This is a genomic window from Pseudomonas sp. GW821-FHT11D10 (genome assembly GCF_058808435.1).
Map to the genome: position 1 here is coordinate 276,168 of NZ_JBXARR010000006.1, position 20,010 is coordinate 296,177.

At 62.7% G+C, this 20,010-nt stretch carries 16 protein-coding genes; 10 read left to right on the forward strand and 6 right to left on the reverse strand.

Going from position 1 to position 20,010, the window contains the following annotated elements:
• Positions 1-51 precede the first annotated feature (51 nt).
• From AC1RT4_RS19655 to AC1RT4_RS19670, 4 genes are all read left to right on the forward strand, one after another.
• Positions 52-741 carry a GNAT family N-acetyltransferase gene (locus AC1RT4_RS19655; protein WP_493087211.1) on the forward strand — a complete coding sequence of 230 codons (690 nt, stop codon included), beginning with the start codon at positions 52-54 and terminating at the stop codon, positions 739-741.
• A gap of 4 nt (positions 742-745) precedes the next feature.
• On the forward strand, positions 746-1,933 hold the full coding sequence (locus AC1RT4_RS19660; protein ID WP_493087213.1) for a GNAT family N-acetyltransferase: 1,188 nt from the start codon (positions 746-748) through the stop codon (positions 1,931-1,933).
• The gene (locus AC1RT4_RS19665) at positions 1,905-2,693 is read left to right on the forward strand and encodes a ChbG/HpnK family deacetylase (protein ID WP_493087215.1); all 789 of its coding nucleotides are present in this window, start codon (positions 1,905-1,907) and stop codon (positions 2,691-2,693) included. Before AC1RT4_RS19660 ends, AC1RT4_RS19665 begins: the two co-directional genes overlap by 29 nt.
• Before the next feature lie 117 nt (positions 2,694-2,810).
• Positions 2,811-3,503 (forward strand): GNAT family N-acetyltransferase, encoded by a 693-nt coding sequence (locus tag AC1RT4_RS19670; protein ID WP_179695632.1) that lies wholly within the window; start codon positions 2,811-2,813, stop codon positions 3,501-3,503.
• A gap of 49 nt (positions 3,504-3,552) precedes the next feature.
• On the opposite strand, the gene AC1RT4_RS19675 is transcribed toward AC1RT4_RS19670, so the two are convergent.
• Entirely contained in the window at positions 3,553-4,359 is an 807-nt protein-coding gene (locus AC1RT4_RS19675; protein WP_493087219.1) for a class I SAM-dependent methyltransferase, read from the reverse strand.
• Between the two features lie 164 nt (positions 4,360-4,523).
• Between AC1RT4_RS19675 and AC1RT4_RS19680 the strand changes: the two genes are divergently transcribed.
• Positions 4,524-4,892, forward strand: a complete 369-nt coding sequence (locus AC1RT4_RS19680) for a hypothetical protein (RefSeq protein ID WP_493087221.1) — start codon at positions 4,524-4,526, stop codon at positions 4,890-4,892.
• Here the strand turns inward: AC1RT4_RS19680 and AC1RT4_RS19685 are convergent.
• The 5 genes from AC1RT4_RS19685 to AC1RT4_RS19705 all read right to left on the reverse strand — a co-directional run bounded on the left by AC1RT4_RS19685 (position 4,883) and on the right by AC1RT4_RS19705 (position 13,389).
• Entirely contained in the window at positions 4,883-6,319 is a 1,437-nt protein-coding gene (locus tag AC1RT4_RS19685) for a sigma-54-dependent transcriptional regulator (RefSeq protein ID WP_273905366.1), read from the reverse strand. The genes AC1RT4_RS19680 and AC1RT4_RS19685 overlap by 10 nt on opposite strands.
• A complete protein-coding gene (locus AC1RT4_RS19690) occupies positions 6,288-7,781 on the reverse strand; it encodes a sensor histidine kinase (RefSeq protein WP_493087224.1) in 1,494 nt (497 codons plus the stop codon). The genes AC1RT4_RS19685 and AC1RT4_RS19690 overlap by 32 nt, the downstream gene beginning before the upstream one ends.
• 104 nt (positions 7,782-7,885) lie before the next feature.
• Positions 7,886-8,977, reverse strand: coding sequence for an SCO family protein (locus AC1RT4_RS19695; protein ID WP_493087226.1), 1,092 nt, complete (start codon positions 8,975-8,977; stop codon positions 7,886-7,888).
• Positions 8,974-11,781 carry a multicopper oxidase domain-containing protein gene (locus tag AC1RT4_RS19700; protein ID WP_493087228.1) on the reverse strand — a complete coding sequence of 936 codons (2,808 nt, stop codon included), beginning with the start codon at positions 11,779-11,781 and terminating at the stop codon, positions 8,974-8,976. Before AC1RT4_RS19700 ends, AC1RT4_RS19695 begins: the two co-directional genes overlap by 4 nt.
• 159 nt (positions 11,782-11,940) lie before the next feature.
• Positions 11,941-13,389: an ATP-binding protein gene (locus AC1RT4_RS19705; RefSeq protein WP_493087230.1), complete on the reverse strand. Its 1,449-nt coding sequence runs from the start codon at positions 13,387-13,389 to the stop codon at positions 11,941-11,943.
• 267 nt (positions 13,390-13,656) lie between these two features.
• On the opposite strand from AC1RT4_RS19705, the gene AC1RT4_RS19710 reads away from it, so the two are divergent.
• The 5 genes from AC1RT4_RS19710 to AC1RT4_RS19730 all read left to right on the forward strand — a co-directional run bounded on the left by AC1RT4_RS19710 (position 13,657) and on the right by AC1RT4_RS19730 (position 19,740).
• A complete protein-coding gene (locus AC1RT4_RS19710; protein ID WP_493087232.1) occupies positions 13,657-13,887 on the forward strand; it encodes a hypothetical protein in 231 nt (76 codons plus the stop codon).
• Positions 13,888-14,081: 194 nt separating this feature from the next.
• Positions 14,082-15,428, forward strand: a complete 1,347-nt coding sequence (locus tag AC1RT4_RS19715) for a hypothetical protein (protein ID WP_493087234.1) — start codon at positions 14,082-14,084, stop codon at positions 15,426-15,428.
• Positions 15,429-15,463: 35 nt separating this feature from the next.
• Entirely contained in the window at positions 15,464-17,698 is a 2,235-nt protein-coding gene (locus tag AC1RT4_RS19720) for an Ig-like domain-containing protein (RefSeq protein WP_493087236.1), read from the forward strand.
• A 99-nt stretch (positions 17,699-17,797) separates the two neighbouring features.
• The gene (locus AC1RT4_RS19725) at positions 17,798-18,262 is read left to right on the forward strand and encodes a curlin (RefSeq protein WP_007956150.1); all 465 of its coding nucleotides are present in this window, start codon (positions 17,798-17,800) and stop codon (positions 18,260-18,262) included.
• Positions 18,263-18,288: 26 nt separating this feature from the next.
• Positions 18,289-19,740 (forward strand): curlin, encoded by a 1,452-nt coding sequence (locus AC1RT4_RS19730; RefSeq protein WP_007956148.1) that lies wholly within the window; start codon positions 18,289-18,291, stop codon positions 19,738-19,740.
• Positions 19,741-20,010: the final 270 nt, after the last annotated feature.

The following is a 20,010-nucleotide window of genomic DNA, read 5'->3' on the forward strand; positions in this document are numbered from 1 at the left end:
GGCCGCGCTGGCCTCTGGCCGCGCGATGACTCGTCATCAGGAGCAACGACCATGAATGTTCTGCAAAAAGTCAGCGATCACATCAAACACAAAGGCCTGCGGGCCACCGCGGCCAAGGTGTGGAAGCACTACGTCTTTTCTCATCAGGAACTGCTGTGGATGGAGCGCGATCTGGTCAGTCCGGTGCCACCTCACAGCCTCAAACCCTACCCGCCACTGCGGGTGGTGAAGATCACCCCGGACAACACCAGCGCCTTCGCCCGTCACTTCGGCGACCGCGTCGGCACCATGGCCGAACTGGCCCGGGAAAATCACACCGGGCACATGCACCTGGACGATCAGGGTCATGCGGTGGCGTTCATCTGGGGCAGTGCCCAGGACTACTTCGACCGCCACTACTACGGCTGCATGTTCCCGGTGAAACCCGGCGAGTTCTTCGAGTTCGGCGGCGAGCTGACCCGCTCGTACTGGGGCACCGAGCTGTCGGTGGATCTGCAACTGGAACTGTGGAAAGCCATGGCCGCCCAGGGCTGCGACAAGGTCGTGGACGTCTGCGAGTTCCACAACATCCCGGCGCTCAAGCTGCACCTGCGCATGGGCTATACCGAACAGGGCCGGATCATGAATGTGTATGAGTTGTTCGGTCGCTGGCGCTTCTACCGCGAAACCCGCTACAGCGGCTCGCGTCTGGACGCGCTGCGCAAACCTTCCCGTCCACCTGTCACAGCAACGGCGACCTGAGCCTATGGCGCAATTCGAATGGCGCACCTCGCTGTGCGCACCTGACTTCCCGGCGGCGGCCTATGAAGCGCTGCGCCTGCGGGTGACGGATCACACGCCGTTCAACAGCCTCGACTGGCTGTGTGCGGCAGAGCAGGCGCTCGATGCGCACGAGCGGCTGCACGTATTGCTGGGTTGGGAAGCAGACGAATTGCGCCTGTGCCTGCCACTGGTGGCGAGCCGTGAACGGTTTTTCGGTTTGCCGTTTCGGGTCGTGCATCACCTCGGTTATCCGCTGGCCGATCGCCTGGCGTTGCTATCACTGCTGAACGCCAACGACATGCGCCAGGCCCTGCGGCTGATTCGCCAGCGAGTGCCCCACGCCCTGCTGCAACTCAACGAAATCGCCGAACCGGTCGGCGACGAAAGCGTGCTCACCGAATGGATGGCCCACAGCTCCACCGGCGAACGTCGCTTGAGCTGTCGGGTGCCGGTGCACCTGATCAGCGACGCTGACCGCCAGGAAGTCTCGGGCGACCCACGCTACAAACTGCGCCGGGCGCGCAAGCGGATTGCCGCGTGCGGCGCCGAGGTCCGGCGGATCATTCCCGACGCGACCAGCATGGGCCCATTGTTGCAGGCCATCAGTGAAGTCGAAGCAGTGAGCTGGAAAGGCGACGAAGGCGTCGGGATCTTTGCCAGCGAGCGCAGCCGCCGCTGCATGGAAAACGCCTTCACCGCCCTCGCCGCTTCGGACCGTGTGCGCGTCGTGATGCTGGAACTGGACGGGCGTTGCATCAGCTATCGACTCGGCCTGTTCGAGCAGGGCCGGCTCTACGATTACAACCTCGCTTTCCTGCCGCAATACGCCGATCTGGGCAGCGGCCGGGTGCTGCTGGAGGAATGGATTCGCTGGGGGCTGGACGACAACTGGCACTGGATCGATGCCTCGCGGGTCAGTCTGGAAAACTCCAGCCATCAACTGCACGAACGCATGACCGGGCAACTGGAACACTGGCGCTGGAGCTTCTACTCGTGGCGCCCGAGCGGCCTGTTGCTGGGGCTGGGATTGCGCGTCTGGCACCGGCTCAAGCCTGCGTTGCAACAATGGCGGGCGAAGCGTGCGGCGGCCAAAGCGGCAGTCATTGCGACACCTGTGATCAACCCCACCAAGGAGGGCGAACATGCCTCGCCAAGTCATAGTCAACGCTGACGATTTCGGCCTCAGTCCGAACGAAAACGCGGTGATCCTCGGTGCGTTCCAGGCCGGGGTCATCAGTTCCGCCACCGCCATGGCCAACATGCCGGCGTTCGAAGCGGCCTGCGCCATGGCCCGGCTGCCGCTGCTGGAAGGCCGGATCGGCCTGCACTTCAACCTGACCTACGGCCGGCCCCTGAGCCGGGCCATTCTCAAGCGTCGCACCTTCTGCGACAGCCACGGCGTGTTCGACCTCAACCTGCCTCGCCACAGCCTGTGGCTGGGCCGGGAAGATCGCGAAGCGGTGCAGGAAGAGTTGCAGGCGCAGTGGCAGCGCTGCGTCGATCACGGCGTGCGTCCCAGCCACCTCGATTCGCATCAGCACGTGCACAACATCTGGCCGATCGGCGAGATCGTCGCGCGCTTCGCTGCCCATCAAGGTGTGCCGGTGCGCCTGGCGCGCAACCTGGGGCAAAACCTCAGCCTGCCCAAACGCGTGTTCAAGGGTTTGCTCAACCGTCGGTTGCAAGGTCTGGCCGGGGCCACGGCGGATTACGTCTGCACGCCGGTGGACCTGCGCAACGCTGCTGCGCCGACCGACGGCGTGCTGGAAATCGTCGCCCATCCGAACCAGCTCGGTGCGGATTTCGGTGACGCCTATCTGCAACCCGGAGAGTCCCTGAGCCGCGTGCTAGAGCAGCGGCTGGCGGGCGTTCCCCGGGTTTCCTATGCCGATCTGAACAAGGATTTTCTACGCGGTGCCGCGGCACTCTGAAACGTTACACAACTTGCAATACATTCAAAGCTGGCGCTTTGACATGGACTTGCAGGGGTGATCTATACCCACAAAAGCGTCATCCACAACACCCGGGCTTCGGCCACGGAGGGCATCATGAGCGTCATTGAAAAGCTGCGCGAACGTATCAAGCAAAAAGGCCTGGGCCGCACCTTCGGCACGTTGTGGAAACGCTACGTGTTCTTCCATTGGGAGCTGTTGTGGATGGAGCGCGACCTGGTCAGCCCGGTACCGCCGCACAAGCTGCGCCCCTACGACGGCCTGCGCAAAGTCGACATCACCGCCGAGAATGCCGGCGCGTTCGCCAAGCACTTCGGTGACCGCGTGGAGACCATGGCCGAGCTGGCCAACGAGGGCCACACCGGGCACATGTACCTCGACGCCGACGGCCACGCGGTCGGATTTATCTGGGGCAGCATTCGCGACTACCACGACCGTCACTATTACGGCTGCACCTTCCCGGTCAAACCCGGCGAGTTCTTCGAATTCGGCGGCGAAATGACCCGCGCCTACTTCGGCAGCAGCCTGTCGGTGGACGTCCAGGTCGCCCTCTGGGAAGCCATGGCCGCCCAGGGTTGCAACAAAGTGGTGGACGTCTGCGAAACCCACAACATCCCGGCGCTGAAACTGCACATCCGCATGGGCTATCACGAACAGGGCCGCGTCATGCACGTCTATTGCCTGTTCGGCAAATGGCGCTTCTTCCGCGAAACCCGCTACGAAGGCTCACGCCTGGACCCGCTGCGCAAACCGGGACGGCCGGTGGTGACGGCGGCTGCGCAGGCTTGAAACAACGAAGGCGGCCATTCGGCCGCCTTCGTAATGCTCCATTCGCGCTTCAGCGCTTCACCCCCACCCACGTAAAACACATCGGCATCTGCGCCTCGCGGTTCTGGTACTGGTCATACACTTCTTCCCGGTTCGAGTGCGGGTATTCCTTGAAGTGCGTGATGTTCAGGCCGGCCTCGATGGCGGCGGTGAAGATCGCGCCGAGGTTGTGCACGAACCAGTAGGACTTCGCCGCCGGCTGTTCGACCTTGCCGACGTAGACGATCGGTTTTTCCAGCACGAACGGTTCTTCGCGGAAATACGAGGTGGCGAGGCGAAACGGGTCTTCGGCCTCGGGGTCGACCATTTCCAGGAACGGGTGGGTTTCGTAGATCACCAGCCGTCCGCCCGGTTTCAGGGTCGAGGCGACGTGGCGGAAGAATTCGCCGATATCGGGCATCCAGCCAAAGACGCCGATGGTGATCAGCGCGACGTCGAAACGGGCGCGCAGCGATTCGGGCAAATGATGAATATCGGCTTCGACGAATTCGGCATTGTGCGGCGAACGCTTGTTCAGTTCGCGGGCCTGTTCGAGAAACGCGCTCGATTGATCGATGCCGACCACGCTCCGCGCGCCGAGGGCGAACAGTGACAGGCTTTCGCGGCCGTTGTTGCAACACAGCTGCACGACGTCTTTGCCATCGACACCGACCTGCTCGAGCAAACCGCGAAGGGTGTCGTCGAGGCAGGAAAAGTCAGCCTGCGTGACTTCGGTCAGCAAGGCCTGCCAGTCGGGGGAATCCTGGTGATGACGGGCGGAATCATTCCACGCCTGACGATTGCTCTCGACGGCGTTTTTATTGTTTGGCACTTCCATGGCGCACTCCGGGCGATGCTCACAATTGAGCCGCCCGAGTCTAGTTCAGCCTCGCGCTACAGGTTGTTGCGAACTTGTAAGCCGCCCACGTCTGCACCAACGCCGTGCACCACGGACAGCTATAGTTAATAGCCTTGGGGAAATCCGCTTCCACAGGTGCTGCCATGGGAATGTTCAATCGACTGCTGTTGTCCGCCTGTCTGCTCGCCGCCGCCCAGGCACAGGCGCTGGACAGCAACTTCAACTACTACGGGTCGGACCAGCCTTTTGCCCACCCTGCTCCGCCGTCGCTGTCCGCCCAGCCGCCCCGGCCGTTCGATGACGCGTCGCCGCAGGATTTCATCGTCATCCCGGATCGCCACGTGTTCCATGACTCGCAGCTGCCCACCGTGGCCGATGCGACGGTGCGGGTGTTTATCCGCACCTACGATGCCGAGCGCGGCATTTACGTCAACGACGAAGTGCTGGACCCGACGTGCGTGCTCGAATGCCTGAGCCCGCCGAATCCACGCAGCAACGCGGTTTACCACTGACGCTTGTCCGGGCGCGCCAGGCCGAGCTTTTCGATGCGGTAGCGCAGCATGTCGCGGCTCAGGCCCAGCAGACGCGCCGATTTGGTGACGTTCCAGTCGGTCTTGTCGAGCATCTTGCGCACCATGTCGCGCTCGACCTCCGGCAGGTTCATCGATTCGGTATTGCTCGCCGGGCGCGGCTCGAAGTGCGTGTGCGGCACCTCGTGCTGATGCTGCGGTGGCAGCTCATCGCACAGGCTCATGCACACGTTCAGTTGATGCGCGGCGATGGTGTCGCCCGGCGCCAGCAGCACGGTCTGTTCGAGCATGTTGCGCAGTTCGCGCACGTTGCCCGGCCAGGTGTAACTGAGCAGCAGCTCTTCGGCCTGATCACTGAAATGCAGGTTCGGTTTGCCATAGCGCTTGCCGTGGCTGGCGAGGAAGTGCCGGGCCAGCAGCAGGATGTCTTCGCCCCGGGCGTACAGGCGCGGCACCTTGATCGAGATGATCCGCAGACGGAAAAACAGATCACGGCGGAATTTGCCCTGCTGGACCATCTGCTCAAGGTTGCAATTAGTGGCACTGATCACCCGCAGGTTGACCTTGCGTTCCTTCACCGAGCCGACCCGGCGAATGGTGCGATCCTCCAGCAGCTTCAGCAGTTTGGCCTGCAGCAGCAGGTCCATTTCGCCGATCTCGTCGAGAAACAGCGTGCCGCCGTCCGCCGCTTCCACCAGTCCGACCCGGCGATCCTTGGCGTCGGTGAACGCGCCTTTCTCGTGGCCGAACAGTTCCGATTCCACGAGGTTGGACGGAATCGACGCGCAGTTGAATTCAATGAACGGGCCTTTGCTGCGCGGGCCGTCGAAATGCAGCGCGCGGGCCACCAGTTCCTTGCCGGTTCCGGTTTCGCCTTCCACCAGCACCGGCGGCAGATCGGTGTTGGCCATGCGCCGCTCGGCGTCGAGCAACTGGCCGATGGTGTTTTTCAGGTACTGCATCGGCGACGACTCGCCGATCAGCGCCTGCACCCCGGACTTCTGCGCTTCGCGCTCCTGATAGAACGACAGCGTGCGTTCCATCCGTTCGGTGGCCAGGGCCTTGTCCAGCAGCAGTTTGAGTTCCGGCAGCGCGACCGGTTTGGTGACGTAATGAAAGGCGCCCTCCTTCATTGCGACCACCGCGTCTTCGACGTTGCCGTAACCGGTCATCATGATCACTTTCAGTTCCGGCGCGCTGATGCGCAGCTTCTGGATCAGATCGTGACCGCTCATGCCCGGCAGCGAGTTGTCGGTCAGGACGATGTCCGGCATGAAGCTTTCCAGTTGCCCCAGCGCGTCCTCGGCCGAGTGGCAGACCGTCACCTCGAAGTCTTTGCGCTCCAGGTAGGTCTGAATATTCTCGGCCAGCAGTTCGTCATCCTCGACCAGCAGAATGCTGTGTTCCATATTCCCCTCCCGATGCCACTCTAAAGTTGAGACTGACGCGGGTTCCTTCCTGCTCCCGGCTGGTCAGGACGACCGAACCCTGAAACCGCTCCATGATTCTTTTGACCAGCGCGAGGCCAACCCCGAGGCCGCCCTGCTTGGTGGTGAAAAACGGTTTGAACACCAGCTGTTGCTGCTGCGCGCTCATGCCTTTGCCGGTGTCGCTCAGGGTCATGCGCACATGACCGGTGTGCGGTGTTTCAATCTCGACACTCAGTACGCCCCCCTTGGGCATCGCTTCCAGGGCGTTGGCAAACAGGCTATTGAGTATTTGCGTCAGCAGCACCTTTTGACTGACGACCGGCGGGCAATTTTGTGGCGTGAATCGCACTTCGACGCCATTGCGCCGGATCAGCGCGTCAAACGCTCCCAGGGTGTCTTCGACCGCCGCCAGCAATTCCACCGCCTCGCCGTCGTCACTCATCGGGCGCAACGACACCAGCAGCTCGCGCACCCAGCGCGACATGCGATCAACCTGGCTGATGATGTCGCCGATGTTGCGCTGCGCGCCGGGGCTGGCGATCTCCTGGGCCAGTTCGGCGCTGGAACGAATGGTCGCCAGCGGATTGCGCAGGCTGTGGGCCACCGCCGAAGACATCTCGCCCAGGGCGACAAAGGTTTCGTTGCTGATCAGTTGCTGTTGCTGGCTCTGCAGCAGGGTCGAGGCGCGCCGCACGATCCAGAACAGACCGAGGTAAATCGCCGCGCCGCCGAGGATCGTCGCGGCCCAGATCGAAGCGAACCCACGGTCGATGCGGTCCACCAGATCCGCCGGTTCCTTGTAGATCTCGACCATGGCGACGACTTTGCTTTTGTCGGCGTTGAACATCGGAATGTAGTTTTCGATGAACAGGTATTTGGGTTCGCGGGACAACCGCTGCTCGGGCTTTTCGTCGTCGATCTTGTGGTAGCTGGAAGACACCGGCACCTTCATTTCGAACGACTCGTCCAGCTCGTCGTCGTCTTCGATCTTGACGTTGATCAGCTCGGGGTTGGTCGACCAGATGATCGTGCGATCCAGGGCATACACCGTGGCCAGCAACACGTCGGGCAAGTGTTCGACATGATCGAGAAACTCGGCGCGGGCCGACGCATGGGCCAGCGGGTCGACGTCGGGGTAGTTCCCGTCCTGGCGCGGGTCGAGCATCTCGCCCATGGTGCGTTGCGGCGTGATGTTGGCGTGGCGCATTTCCGCATCGCCGATGGCCTGCACGAATTGCGCGGTGAGCAGCGCATCGCGCTCCACGCTTTCGGTGACCACGAAGCGCGTGGAGATATACCCCAGCCCCAGCGCCACGGCCGCGATGATGAAAAAACTGGCCAGCGAGAACCAGCGCAGCAGATTGAACTGCCCGCCCCAACTCTTGATGGCTGCCAACGCTACGTTCGGCGCTGCTGTTTTTTGTTCTTCCAGTCGCTGCATGGGAATGCCCTGGCGTTTTTGTGTCGAGCCCGTTACAGCCGCCTTCTCGAATGAGTGTAGGTGGCAATGACCGTGACACACGGTTCAATGATGCTATTTAGCCGCTACTGCATACGACTCACCGCGTCGCTCGCAGAACCCGGTTTTACTGGCGTCAACGCCCCGTCGGCCAAGGGTTGCACGGGCGGATGCTGACGCTCGGTTTCGGCACTCAGAAACTCGATGATCGACTGCGCCGAAACTTCATCCAGACGCAGGTTGGGCATCGGGATGCGCTCGTATTGCTCGAACAGTTGCAGTGCGATCGGATCTTTCTCCGCCAGCACCCGATCCGGTTCGCGGATCCAGCGATTGAGCCAGGCCGGGTCACGCTGGCGGGTCACGCCGATCAGGTCCGGGCCGATGTTGCGCATGCCGATGCCTTCGCCGTCCTGCGGGCCGAGGCTGTGGCACGAAGCGCAGCGGGTGCGGAACAGTTCTTCGCCATTGCTCGGCGGACGGATCTGCGGAGCGTCGGCGTAGCTTTCTTCGGTGCTGGCCTGCTTCCAGTTCTGCAAGGTATTGGCGAGCTGGTCGGCGAGGATCCACGGGTTCTCGAACGGCGAGGCTTTCATCCAGCGCCCGGTGCTCTGGTTGCCGACGATCAGGCTCAGGTTGTGATCCTTGGTGCGGCCGTTGTCGACGCCTTCGATGAACAGCCCGAGTTTCTTGCGCAGGTCGGTGACGTCTTCGAACTCGCCGGTGAGGAATTTCCAGCCGGGGCCGACCTTGAAGCGTTGCGAATAAGCCTTGAGCACTTCGGGGGTGTCGCTCAGCGGATCGATGGTGATCGAGTAGAAAAAGATGTCTTTCCCGACCCGGTCCCCCAGCAGTTTCTGCACCTGGCGCAAACGCGCGGTTTCCAGTGGGCAGGAGTCGCTGCACGAGGTGAAGATGAAGTTGATCACCACCACCTTGTCTTTGATCAGGTCATCGAAAAAACGCACCTGCCGACCGTCCTGGTCGGTCAGCAGGGTGTTGGGGAAATAGTCGCCACCCCACGGGGTGGCGGATTCGCTGGCGCCTTCGGGTTGCGCCTGATGTGCGATGAGCACCTGACTGCCGAGCAGGCAGGTGACCAGCACCAGAATCAGGTGCATGCCCAGGGCGCGGGAGCGCGGCGTTGGCTGTGTCATGTCGGCTCCCTCCCTGCTCATGGTTTCACGGTCACTTGCGGGCCGAAGCCATCGCCAGTGCGGAAGGTTGGCAGTGCGGCGGAGTTGACGTAGCGCACGCCATCCCAGCTCGGCAGCGGTGTCGGCATCAACTGCAGTTGCCCGGGTTTTTCCAGGTCCCAACGCAGCAGCATCGAGTTGTCCTCATGCTGGGTGTTGTGACAGTGCTCCATGTAGGTCCCGGCGAATTCGCGGAAGTTGATCGCCATCTCGACGCTGTCCAGCCCGTCGGCTTCGGAGCCGATGCGGTAGACGTCTTTGCGCGCCCACTTTTCCCACTCTGGCGGGGCCTTGCCGCCACGGCTGAGGATGATTCCCTCCTCGAAGTGCACGTGCACCGGATGGCTCCAGCCCTTGCCGCCGGCCTTGATGTTCCACACTTCCAGGGTGCCGATGCCGCTGACCCCGGCGTCGGTCGGGCCGCTGGCGAGTTTGGTCGAGGCATTCAACCGGCGCGGGTCCATGTGGAAGCCGAAACCGCCGTCGGTCTTGATCGTCCATGGCGCTTCGTCGGTGCCGTCAGAGCGACCGAAGATGAAGGTCCGGTGCAGCGCCTTGGCGAGCAAGGCCTTGTCGGCAGCGTTGTCGCGGTGGATCTTCAGCGGAATCATCACCATGCCTTCGGCCTTGCCCGGTTTGGCCGGTTCGTAGGCCGCCGGGTCCATCGCCAGATCCTGCCCGGTGAACGCCTTGACGTTGAGTTGCAGAACCTTGCCCACCACCGGGTCACCCTTGTCCCACTGCGGGCCCTTGCTGGTCTGCTTGATCACCGGCAGGTATTTCTCGGAAAGCACATCGGCCAGCGAGATCACCTCTTTCGGGCCTTTGCCGTCGTCCTGGGCTTGCAGGTTGACGAAGAACACCTTGTCGCCCGGCTTGATGCCGTTTTTCGCGAAGTTGACGATGATGTCGAACCGCTCGGCGATGCCCTGGGTCGGCAGAATCGCGTTGTGGTTCTGCTTGTCGCCGTCGGCATCGAGGTCCATCGAGCCGTCGAACGGCACGCTGTGTTCCATGATGTTGCCGTCGTTGGCGATCATGTGGAACGGCACACGGGTGTACGACACGCCGGAGTTTTTCGGCCCCTGGAATTCGCCGCCGTTGCCTTTGACTTCACGCACGAGGGCGAGCTTGAAGTAGCGCGACACCGAACCGTTGAGGATGCGGAAGCGATAACTGCGGGCCCGCACGTCGAGGGTCGGTTTCCACTGCCAGTTGACCAGCACCTGATCGCCAATGAAGCCGTCGGTGTTGAACGGGTTGAACCACAGCTGACCTTGCTGATCCCAGGCCTTGTCGGCGAACACCAGGTTGACGTCGTAGTCGCGGTTGCCCCACGGCAAGGCGCTGCCACTGGGGAAACGCAGGTTGACGCCGTCGTTCACCGATTCGTTGCCGCGGTCCAGGGCGCTGTAGTAGTTCATCATCGCCGCGTTGCCCTTGTAGACGTTCTGCGCGGTGAAATCGAGCATGTGGTCGTGGAACCAGTGGGTGCTCATGGTTTCGCGCCAGTCGCCACGAATCTTGATGGTGCCGTGGTCGCAGGTCTTTTTCGCAGGCTGAATGTCGTTGACCCACAGGGTTTCCCCCGGTGCGCACGGGAACGCCGCGCGTGGGTCTTCAGCCTTGGTGTTGATGCTGTCGTAACCGGCGAGCTGGATCGGCCAGCGATAGTCGTAGTACTGGCCAGGAAAGAAGAACGCGTTGGCATAACCGTCGCTTTCCGCTGGCGCGTGGCCGTTGTGCTCGTGGGTGGTGATGGTGTGCAGACCGAAACCGCGGTTGGCGGAAGGGTCGATCGGCAAGCCGTTGTAGTGACGCATCAGTACCGGTTGGCCGTAGCGCACCATCAACAGTTTCGGCGGCAGCGTGCCGTCGAAGGTCCACACCGAATTGTGGTCCTGCACCGGCATCGCCGGGTGGAACCGTGGGTCGACACCCTTGGCCGTGCCATCGGTCGCCGGCACGCCCGCGACGTTGTGGTACAGACCACCGGGGCCGAATTCTCCGACGGCATAACCGTGCATCTGCCGACTGTCACGCAGGCCGCCGTTCAGCCGCGCACCGGTCTGCACGGTCTTGTAGGCGACTTGCGGGTAGAACTCGTTCCAGCGCTGGTGGGCCCAGCCTTTTCCCGGTGGCCGGCCTTCGGCAGACGAACCGATGTGGCGGTTGAGGAACAGTTCGATCTGCGCCTGCCACGGGTTGCGGTCAACCGTGTTGGCGAACTGACTCGGAAATGGCGTGAGCCCCGGTTGACGCAGGAACGCATCCAGCGCGGTGCCGGGAGGCGCGCTGCGAGCGATGTTGTTCGGATCTTGCGCCGGCGCCGGGCCGATGGCCGCCGGCGGAAAACTCAACGGCGCGGCCGGTGTGGTCGGGTCGAGTTTTTCCGGGCCGAACTCTTCGAACAGCACCAGTTGCTGAGTGAACGGCTGGGCACCGTACAGCGGGCTCGGCTTGCCGTTGGTGGGGTAATTGAAACTGGTCTGGACGGTGGGCGGCAGGATGTTTTCCGTGCGCGTCGTGTTCCGCGTGCCTTTGATGCCATCGGGCAGATCGAAGGAGTCTTCGTTGGCCTCGGGCATGGTCAGGATCGCGTTGAGCGCACCGGCGCGGTCTGCGGGCTCGTCGTAATAGGCCGACGGGTCGGAAACTTCCGGCTGGTTCTCGTCGTCGATCGGGCTCGCTCGGACCGCGGTCATCTGGCCGAGGGTCAACATCAGAAAGACGCTCAATGGCGTCAACAGGAACAGCTTTTTGGGGTCACGCATTGCTCTGTCCATCACCAGCCGCCTCATCTAAGGAAGGGGTGATGGTGTTTTGCAATTACCTCGCCAAAAAATCATTTCCAGTTGTTACAGGGACTTGCGCGCGCTGTTGCATTCCCCACTCCCCGGTGACCGGGGCCTGACACCCACTGCTGGGGGAAAGTTCACCCCAATTTACTGAATGAGCTGAAACGCCAGACGAACGGTGGTGCCCTCGCCTTCGCGGCTGTCCAGGCTCACGCCCCCGCCGAAGCGTTCCATGATCCGTTTGACCAGCACCAGCCCCACGCCGAGGCCGCCCTGCTTGGTGGTGAAGAACGGCCGGAACGCCATGCTGCGCTGTTCCTCGTTCATGCCTTTGCCGGTGTCGCTGAGCATCACGCTCACGCCACGGTTGTCACTCGGTTCGAGGGTGATGGTCAGCGTGCCACCCTTGTCCATGGCTTCCAGCGCGTTGGCCAGCAGGCTGTTGAGGATTTGCGTGAGCTGCACCGGCTGGCTCAACACCATCGGCGTCTGCTGGGGATGAAACACCACGTGCACGCCAGCCTTGGCGATCTGCTGCTCGAACGCCATCAGGCTGTCGTGCAGCGCCGCCACCAGGTTCACCGGTTCCGGGTCGTCATTGAGCGGTCGCAACGATTGCAGCAGTTCGCGCACCCACTTCGACATGCGGTCGACCTGGCCGATGATGTCCTTGATGTTCTTCTGCGCCGGCCCCGCGTCGAACTCCAGCGCCAGTTCGGCGCTCGAGCGAATGGTCGCCAGCGGGTTGCGCAGACTGTGCGCCACCGCCGAAGACATCTCGCCCAGCGCGACAAAGGTTTCGTTGGCGATCAGTTGTTTTTGCTGGGCCGCCAGCAGAATCGCCGCCCGCCGCACGATCCAGTACAGCCCCAGATAAATCAGCCCGCCGCCCAGCGCGGTGGCCAGCCAGATCAGCGTAAGACCGCGCTCCATGCGGGCGATCAGGTCTTTGGGCTCTTTATAGATCTCGACCATCGCCGTGACGTTCTTGCCCTCGGCGTCGAACAGCGGGATGTAGTTTTCGATGAAGATGTATTCCGGCGGCACGATGAATTTCTGCTCCTCACGGGCCTTGTCGACGTCGTGATAACTGGCTGACACCGGGATTTTTTCATTGAAGGCGCGATCAAGATCGTCATCTGCCTCGATGGTTTTACTCATCAGGGCGGGGTTGGTTGACCAGATCACCTGGCGGTCGGGGGCATAAATGGTGGCAAGGATCACGTCAGGCAAGTGTGCAATGTGATCGAGAAATTCGCCTCGTGCATTGGCCCGTGCCTCCGGGTCGACATCGGGAAAGTCCTTGTCCTGGCGCGGATCGAGCAATTCGCCCATGGTGCGGACATTGGGGATCGAAACGTGGCGCACCTCGGCCGCCGCAATCGCCTGAATGAACTGCGCGGTCAGCAAGGCATCACGCTGCACGCTTTCTTCGATCACGAACCGTGTCGACACCGCCCCGAGTGCCACGGCCACGGTGCCGATCACTGCCATGCTGATCAATGAAAACCAGCGCAACAGATTGAACGGCTGCTTGCGCGAGTTCAGCCGCTGGCTGCTCTCCTCGACCGGTAGCGATTTTGACTGCATGTTCATGGCGGCGACTTCCCGATACGTCCCTATAGGGTTATAGCCCACGGTTGGGTGTTTGCCCGGATGCGGGGGAACCGCTCCCCCCACGTCCCGACCAACTCCACAAAATGGAGCGCAAACCGACGACCGGCTGCCTCTTTGACAGCATGGAGCATTTCACCTGTCAGATCTGACAGTTGGCAATGCGGTAGCACTGGAGTCTGATTCAGGTGACGCATTCAAAACCGTCGCAGACTCAAGAATCCAACGTTCAGATCAAGGAGGATCCACATGGCAACGCCGATGACTGCAAACACCGCCAGTGGCGTGGTGAGACGGATCACGGAAAATGAAACACCAGGCCTGCCTCCGCGCCTTGTCACCGTCACACCGGATAACGGAGGCCCGGATATCGTCTTTGGAGCGGGTTTGAGAACCTTGCTGGCCATAAATGACCGTGTGAGTTACTCAGCTCCGGATGAGCTCCAAAAAATACTCTTCGCCACCCTGAGGAAGATTTAGCCCCCACCACAGTCCCCCCAACTCTGGGGACTGTGGCCCTATCCCGCGCCACCCGGTCCCTCTCTCGTCAACCCCGCAGCCCTTGCGCCACGGCACTCTCCTGACAATGGGCCCGTCGTTGGTATGGAAGTTGTAAAGCCCTCTGCAACTGACCCATCCCCAAGGGGCAGGTACTTTGATAGAGGGATTAACTCATGCACCCTTTACTGTCCAAAACCGCGACCGTCCTGGTCGTGAGCGCCTTGGCCCAGGGCATTGCCCAGGCCGCTCTGTTCGCCGTCGATCCGGGTCCCTACACACCGGCCAATGGCGGTTTCGCCAGCTGGTATCAGGACACCCACGGTCGCACTCTGGATCTGTGCCTGTCCAAAGCGCTCAGCTCCCGCGTGCCGAGCACCCCGGGCGCCCCGTCGTACATGTGCTCGCTGCTGCCGACCCCCGGCGTGTTCGATGACGCGCAGCCGATCGTGTTCCCCACCAACTTCCCCGATGAAGCGTTCTGGTTCACCGGCGAGACCACCATCGTCGATGCGGCACGCGGAATCGACCTGACTTACGTCAGCGCCATCGAAGCCGCGTTCGCCGCCGAAGAGCCGGTCGAAGGCGATCAGGTCAGCTTCGCGCGGATCCGCATCCGGGTCGACGTGCCCACCGCCGGCACCTACGTCATCACCCACCCGTACGGCGTCGATGTGTTCAACATCGACACCCCCGGTCGCCGCGCCATCAACATGACCCGCGACATCGGCATCGGCACCCCGCAAACCTACGACGGCGCGCTCAAGGGTGACATCGGTCCGTTCCTGCGCAGCGTCAACGGGCCGTACACCGAGACCAATCCGGTGAGCGGTGCGGCCGAGCAGTTTGTCGGCGACCCGAACCTCAACGAAGCCGTGACCGGCAGCCCGTTCAACACCAACTACGTGCGCATCGAAGGCCCGGGCGGCATTGACCTGCGCACCACGACCTTCGCCGTGTCCGGCAAGTTGTCGACGGTGGTGCGGCCGACCCCGCTGATCCCGCAGCGCAGCACTTACTCGCGCAAACCGGGCGAGAGTGCGCCGGTGGCCCAGCAAGACGTGTTCGTCCAGGCCCCGCCTGCGCCGGGCACCGCCGCCGTCACCAGCAGTACGCCAGTGCTGAACATGACAGAAGCCGACAGCACCGGCAGCTGGTACGCGCAATCGGCGGTCAACCCGACCTTGCCGACCGTGCTGCAAGTGACCGCCGACAACCACTTGGCGATCGCCACCAGTTCGCCGACCACCCTGCCCATGACCCTGACCGACCTGGTGGTGATCCAGCGCGCCGAGTACAGCCTCAGTTCCGGGCAATTGACCGTGGTGGCCTCGACCAGTGACGAAACCTCGCCACCGGTGCTCACCGCCACCTCCGGCACCGGCGCCGCCATTGGTGCGCTGGGCGGTGACGGCGCGGTGAAAACCCTGGCCACCGGGATCACGCCGATTCCACCGGCCAGGGTTCGGGTGACGTCGTCCAACGGCGGCAGCGATACCGAAGAAGTGGTCATCGTGCAATGAACGCTCACATGCCCAGATCCGCATCAGGAGGCATCATGAACAAGTGGCCACGCTTCGCGCTCAACGCGCTCGGGCTGACAATCTCGCTGACCGGCAGTGCGTTCGCGCAACTGGCCGCCGTCGATCCCGGCCCCTACACCTTCGCCACCGGGAAATTCCCGATGTGGTACCAGGACAACAACCTGCTGTCGATGGAGCTCTGCCAGTCGCGCGCCGCCAGTTCGCGGGTGCCGGTCAGCACCCCGCCGGCGTACATGTGCACCCTGCTGCCGGAACCGGGCGTGTTCGACGACACCCTGCCGATGGTGTTCCCCGACAACTGGCCACCGGAAGCCTTCTGGTTCCTGGCTGAAACCGCGATCCCCAACAACGGCGCCGGTTTCGGTGTGGACGCCTACGTCGCCGGCATCGAAGCGGCGTTCGCCTCGGAGAATCCGGTCGATGGCGATCAGCAAAGCTTCGCGCGGATCCGTATCCGGGTGAACGTCCCGGTGGCCGGCACCTACACCATCACCCACCCGTATGGCGTTGAAACCGTCAACGTCACCACGCCGGGCCGGCGGGCGATCAACATCACCAGAGACATCGGCATCGGCGCGCCGGGCAACTTCAGCGGTGCACTCAACGGCGCTCTCGGGCCATTCCTGCGCAGCGTCAACGGGCCTTACACCGAAGTGAACCCGGACACCGGTGGCATCGAAACCTTCGTCGGCGACCCGAACCTCAACGAAGCGGTCACCGGCAGCCCGTTCAACACCAACTTCCTGCGGATCGTCGGTCCGTCAGGTGCCGGCACGATTCAGACCAACCTGTTCACGGTCGCCGGCAAGGTCCTCGACAACCGTCAACAGACCCACGTCGCCATCGACCGCGCCACCTATCGCCGGACGTCGGCCGGTGTGCGCGCCGAGGTGTTCGCCAAGGCTGACAGCAGCACGACCCTGTGCTTCCGCGAAACCCTGGCGTTGCTGCCCGGCCCACCGCCGACGCCGTGCCAGACCAGTCTGTTGGGTGACAACAACGGGCTGTTCTTCGGCCAGCGTCTGGGCAACGGCACCCTGCCGTCGGTGGTGGTCGTGACCGCGACCAACCCGGCCGGCACCACCCGTCCGACCGCTGTCTCGGCCAAGCTCACCGACGTGGTGAAAATCCAGACTGCCCGCTACAGCTGGGCCAACCACAGCCTGCTGATCGAGGCCACCTCGACCGATGAAGTCGCGGTGCCGGACATGGTCGCGCAAGGTTACGGACGCCTGTCGAAAACCGGAACGCTACAAAAAATCACCGTCGCCGACCTGACCCAGCCTCCGGCCACCGTCACGGTCAAATCCGCCGCCGGCGGCAGCGACACCGAGCCAGTCGTAGTGGTCGGTGCAGCACCGGACACCGGTGAAAACCAGGCACCGCTGGCCAACGCCGACACCGGCAGCACCAGCTTCGGCGTGCCGATCACCCTCAGCCTGCTGACCAACGACAGCGACCCGGACAACAACGTGCCGCTGACCATCACCGCGTTGACTCAACCGGCAGCCGGCCAGGGCACCGTCGCGCTGAGCGGCACCACCTCGGTGGTCTACACCCCGCCAGCCGTGGTGACGACACCGTTGACCACGACCTTCACCTACAAGGCGCAAGACAGCAAAGGTCTGGCCTCGGCCAATCCGGCGACCGTGACGGTGACCGTCGCGCCTAACCGGCCACCGACCGCCGTCGCCGACAGCGTCGCCACCCTGGGTGTCGCGATCCCGATCAACGTCCTGGCCAACGACACCGATCCGGAAGGCAACACACCGCTGGGCGTCGCCAGCCTGACCCAACCGCCGGCAGGACGCGGCACGGTCAGCACTGACGGCACGGTGATCACCTACACCCCACCGGCCACCGTGACCACGGCCTTCACCACGACCTTCACCTACATCGCCCGGGACAGCTTCAACGCCCAGTCGACGCCGGCGACCGTCACGGTGCAAGTGTCGCCACGGCCAGCGGCGGAAACCTTCACCATTACCGCTTCAACGGTGCAGGCCCGCTCGGGTGGACGCTTCAACTGGGACTTCACCGGCACCTCGTCAGTGACCACCGGCAACACTATCACCGTGCAGGTCACCACCCCGACCGGGCTGGTAACGCTGGGTACAACCACGGTACCGGTGACCGGACGCTGGCGGCTGACGCTGAACAACACGACCGTGGTGCCTTCGGCGAATCCGACCGCCACCATCCGTTCGTCCCAAGGCACCGTGCGCACGGTGTCGGTAACCACCCTCTGAGCCCACGCCCCACCCAACCCACACCGCCTGGCGCGGGGTGGGTGGGGCTGACTCAGCCGCGATTCCGGATTTGAGCAACACACAACACAGGACAACGCCATGAACACGCCGACCGCCGCCCTGCTTTGCCTGCTCGCCCTGTGCGTCAGTGCGGGCGTGCGCGCCGACGACCTGATGGAAAACGATGACCTGGCGCCCAACAGCGCCGATCTCGGCGAACTGCCGCCCCCCGTGGGCCAGCAAGCCCTGATCGACCAGAACGGCCAGGTCAACCTGGCGCTGCTCTCGCAGAACGGTCAGTCGCTGCTGGGCAAGATCGTGCAGTCGGGCAGCAATCAGGAGGCGTACATCCTGCAACAAGGCAGCGACCTGATGGCCTTGATCACGCAAAACGGCTCCGGCAACGCCGCTTCCATTACGCAAACCGGCAGCCACAACCGTGCGCAGATTTCGCAAAACGGCAACAACAACGACGCCAGCATCGAGCAGGCCGGCACGGGGCTGCAAAGCGCCGTGACCCAGTCGGGCAACGGCATGAGCGTTTCGGTCAAGCAATATCGCTAAGCACTGCAATCATCGGAGAGTTCATCATGTTCAAACTGACGCCCCTCACCGCCGCCATCCTGGTCATGATCAGTGCCCAGGCCATGGCCGACGACAGCATTTCCACCCAGAGCCAGCTCGGCACCGCCAACATCGCCAACGTCAAGCAGACCCAGGCGCCGTTCAGCACCGCCACCCAGACCCAACTGGGCCAGGGCAACGACGCCGCCGCCGTGCAAGACACCGCCACCAGCGTCATCACCCAGGACGCGGTCGGCGACTACAACGCCGGTTACGCCGAACAGCTTTACGAAGACAACAGCACCATCACCCAGCAACAGGTCGGCGCCTTCAACACCACCCACGCCAGCCAGTCCCTCGGCTTCGGCGCCGGCAACCAGGCCCTGCAACAACAGCAAGGCACCGGCAACTTCTCGTTCGTCTATCAGGACTCGCAGAACGGCAGCGAAGGCAAAACCTTCCAGTTCGGCGACAGCAACGAAGCCAACATCGAGCAACTGTACGAAGGCACCGGCAACAGCTCGGTGATCACCCAGTACGGCACCGCCAACTACGGCACCGCCGAACAGGTGCTGCACAACGGCGGCCAGATCGGCATCAACCAGGCCGGCGAAAACAACTACGCCTACGGCGACCAGCGCAACGGCACCGGCGGCAACATCACCATCAACCAGTTCGGCAACCTCAACGGCACCGAAATCTGGCAAGACTCGCAACTGGCCAGCCAGGCCACCGTCAACCAATACGGCGACAGCAACGAAACCGTGGTCGACCAAAGCTTCGGCGAAAACAACACCGCCGCCGTCACCCAGGTCGGCAACACCAACGCCATCTATGCCGACCAGTTCGAATCGGTCAACTCGACCCTGGCGCTCTACCAGGTCGGCAACGGCAACGTGCACTTCACCTACCAGAACGGCGACAGCCACACCCTCAACGCCACCTCGGTGGGCAACGACAACAAGGTCTACGCCAGCAACTGGAAAGGCCCGCAACTGGGCGGCCAGTTCGGCAGCAGCCAGCGCGCCACAGTCACCCAGGCCGGCAACGGCAACATCGCCAGCTTCAAACAGGACGGCATCGGCCACATCATGACCACCAACCAGACCGGCACTGGCAACAAGACCACGGTCAGCCAAGCGGATTCCTACAACGAGCTGTACTTCGACCAGAACGGCAGCGACAACATCCTCATCGCCGACCAACGCGGCACCACCAACCTGGTTCAAGGCTCATCGAACGGCTCGGGCAACAGCGCCGAATTCGACCAGTCCGGCACCGGCAACCAGGCGTACACCGCGCAGCTGTATGGCAGCGACAACATGATCACCGTGAAACAGGCTGACACCATGAACGTGGCTTACGTGACCCAGGGCGGCACCGGGAACATTGCCAATGTGGATCAGAGCGGGATGACACAGACCGCGACCATTCAGCAGTTTGGGTCGGCTAACCAGGCGACGGTGTTGCAGCAGTAAGTGTTGGGTGTTGGAAAACCGCGACCTGTTGAGGGTCGCGGTTTTTTTTGCGCTGACGCTTAAGTGGCGTCCTACGGAAAACGGAACGTTTTCAGAAAATCGGGGAGTTTTCTGACGAATTCTGGCGGTTGGCCGTCGGAAGTGCAGGCTCTAGGATTTGCCGGGACAACTTGATCCTCATGGAGCTTGGCCTACATGCAACTCATCCAGACAGCGACGACAGCGATACCGTTACCGAATAGACTTCCAGGCACCAAACCCGGAGGTTCC

Coding starts and splice junctions, on each gene's coding strand:
- AC1RT4_RS19685 (WP_273905366.1), bottom strand. CDS start 6,319: ATGGAACACAGCATTCTGCTGGTCGAGGATGACGAACTGCTGGCCGAG.
- AC1RT4_RS19715 (WP_493087234.1), top strand. CDS start 14,082: ATGCACCCTTTACTGTCCAAAACCGCGACCGTCCTGGTCGTGAGCGCC.
- AC1RT4_RS19700 (WP_493087228.1), bottom strand. CDS start 11,781: ATGGACAGAGCAATGCGTGACCCCAAAAAGCTGTTCCTGTTGACGCCA.
- AC1RT4_RS19705 (WP_493087230.1), bottom strand. CDS start 13,389: ATGAACATGCAGTCAAAATCGCTACCGGTCGAGGAGAGCAGCCAGCGG.
- AC1RT4_RS19670 (WP_179695632.1), top strand. CDS start 2,811: ATGAGCGTCATTGAAAAGCTGCGCGAACGTATCAAGCAAAAAGGCCTG.
- AC1RT4_RS19730 (WP_007956148.1), top strand. CDS start 18,289: ATGTTCAAACTGACGCCCCTCACCGCCGCCATCCTGGTCATGATCAGT.
- AC1RT4_RS19720 (WP_493087236.1), top strand. CDS start 15,464: ATGAACAAGTGGCCACGCTTCGCGCTCAACGCGCTCGGGCTGACAATC.
- AC1RT4_RS19680 (WP_493087221.1), top strand. CDS start 4,524: ATGGGAATGTTCAATCGACTGCTGTTGTCCGCCTGTCTGCTCGCCGCC.
- AC1RT4_RS19690 (WP_493087224.1), bottom strand. CDS start 7,781: ATGCAGCGACTGGAAGAACAAAAAACAGCAGCGCCGAACGTAGCGTTG.
- AC1RT4_RS19660 (WP_493087213.1), top strand. CDS start 746: ATGGCGCAATTCGAATGGCGCACCTCGCTGTGCGCACCTGACTTCCCG.
- AC1RT4_RS19695 (WP_493087226.1), bottom strand. CDS start 8,977: ATGAGCAGGGAGGGAGCCGACATGACACAGCCAACGCCGCGCTCCCGC.
- AC1RT4_RS19710 (WP_493087232.1), top strand. CDS start 13,657: ATGGCAACGCCGATGACTGCAAACACCGCCAGTGGCGTGGTGAGACGG.
- AC1RT4_RS19665 (WP_493087215.1), top strand. CDS start 1,905: ATGCCTCGCCAAGTCATAGTCAACGCTGACGATTTCGGCCTCAGTCCG.
- AC1RT4_RS19675 (WP_493087219.1), bottom strand. CDS start 4,359: ATGGAAGTGCCAAACAATAAAAACGCCGTCGAGAGCAATCGTCAGGCG.
- AC1RT4_RS19725 (WP_007956150.1), top strand. CDS start 17,798: ATGAACACGCCGACCGCCGCCCTGCTTTGCCTGCTCGCCCTGTGCGTC.
- AC1RT4_RS19655 (WP_493087211.1), top strand. CDS start 52: ATGAATGTTCTGCAAAAAGTCAGCGATCACATCAAACACAAAGGCCTG.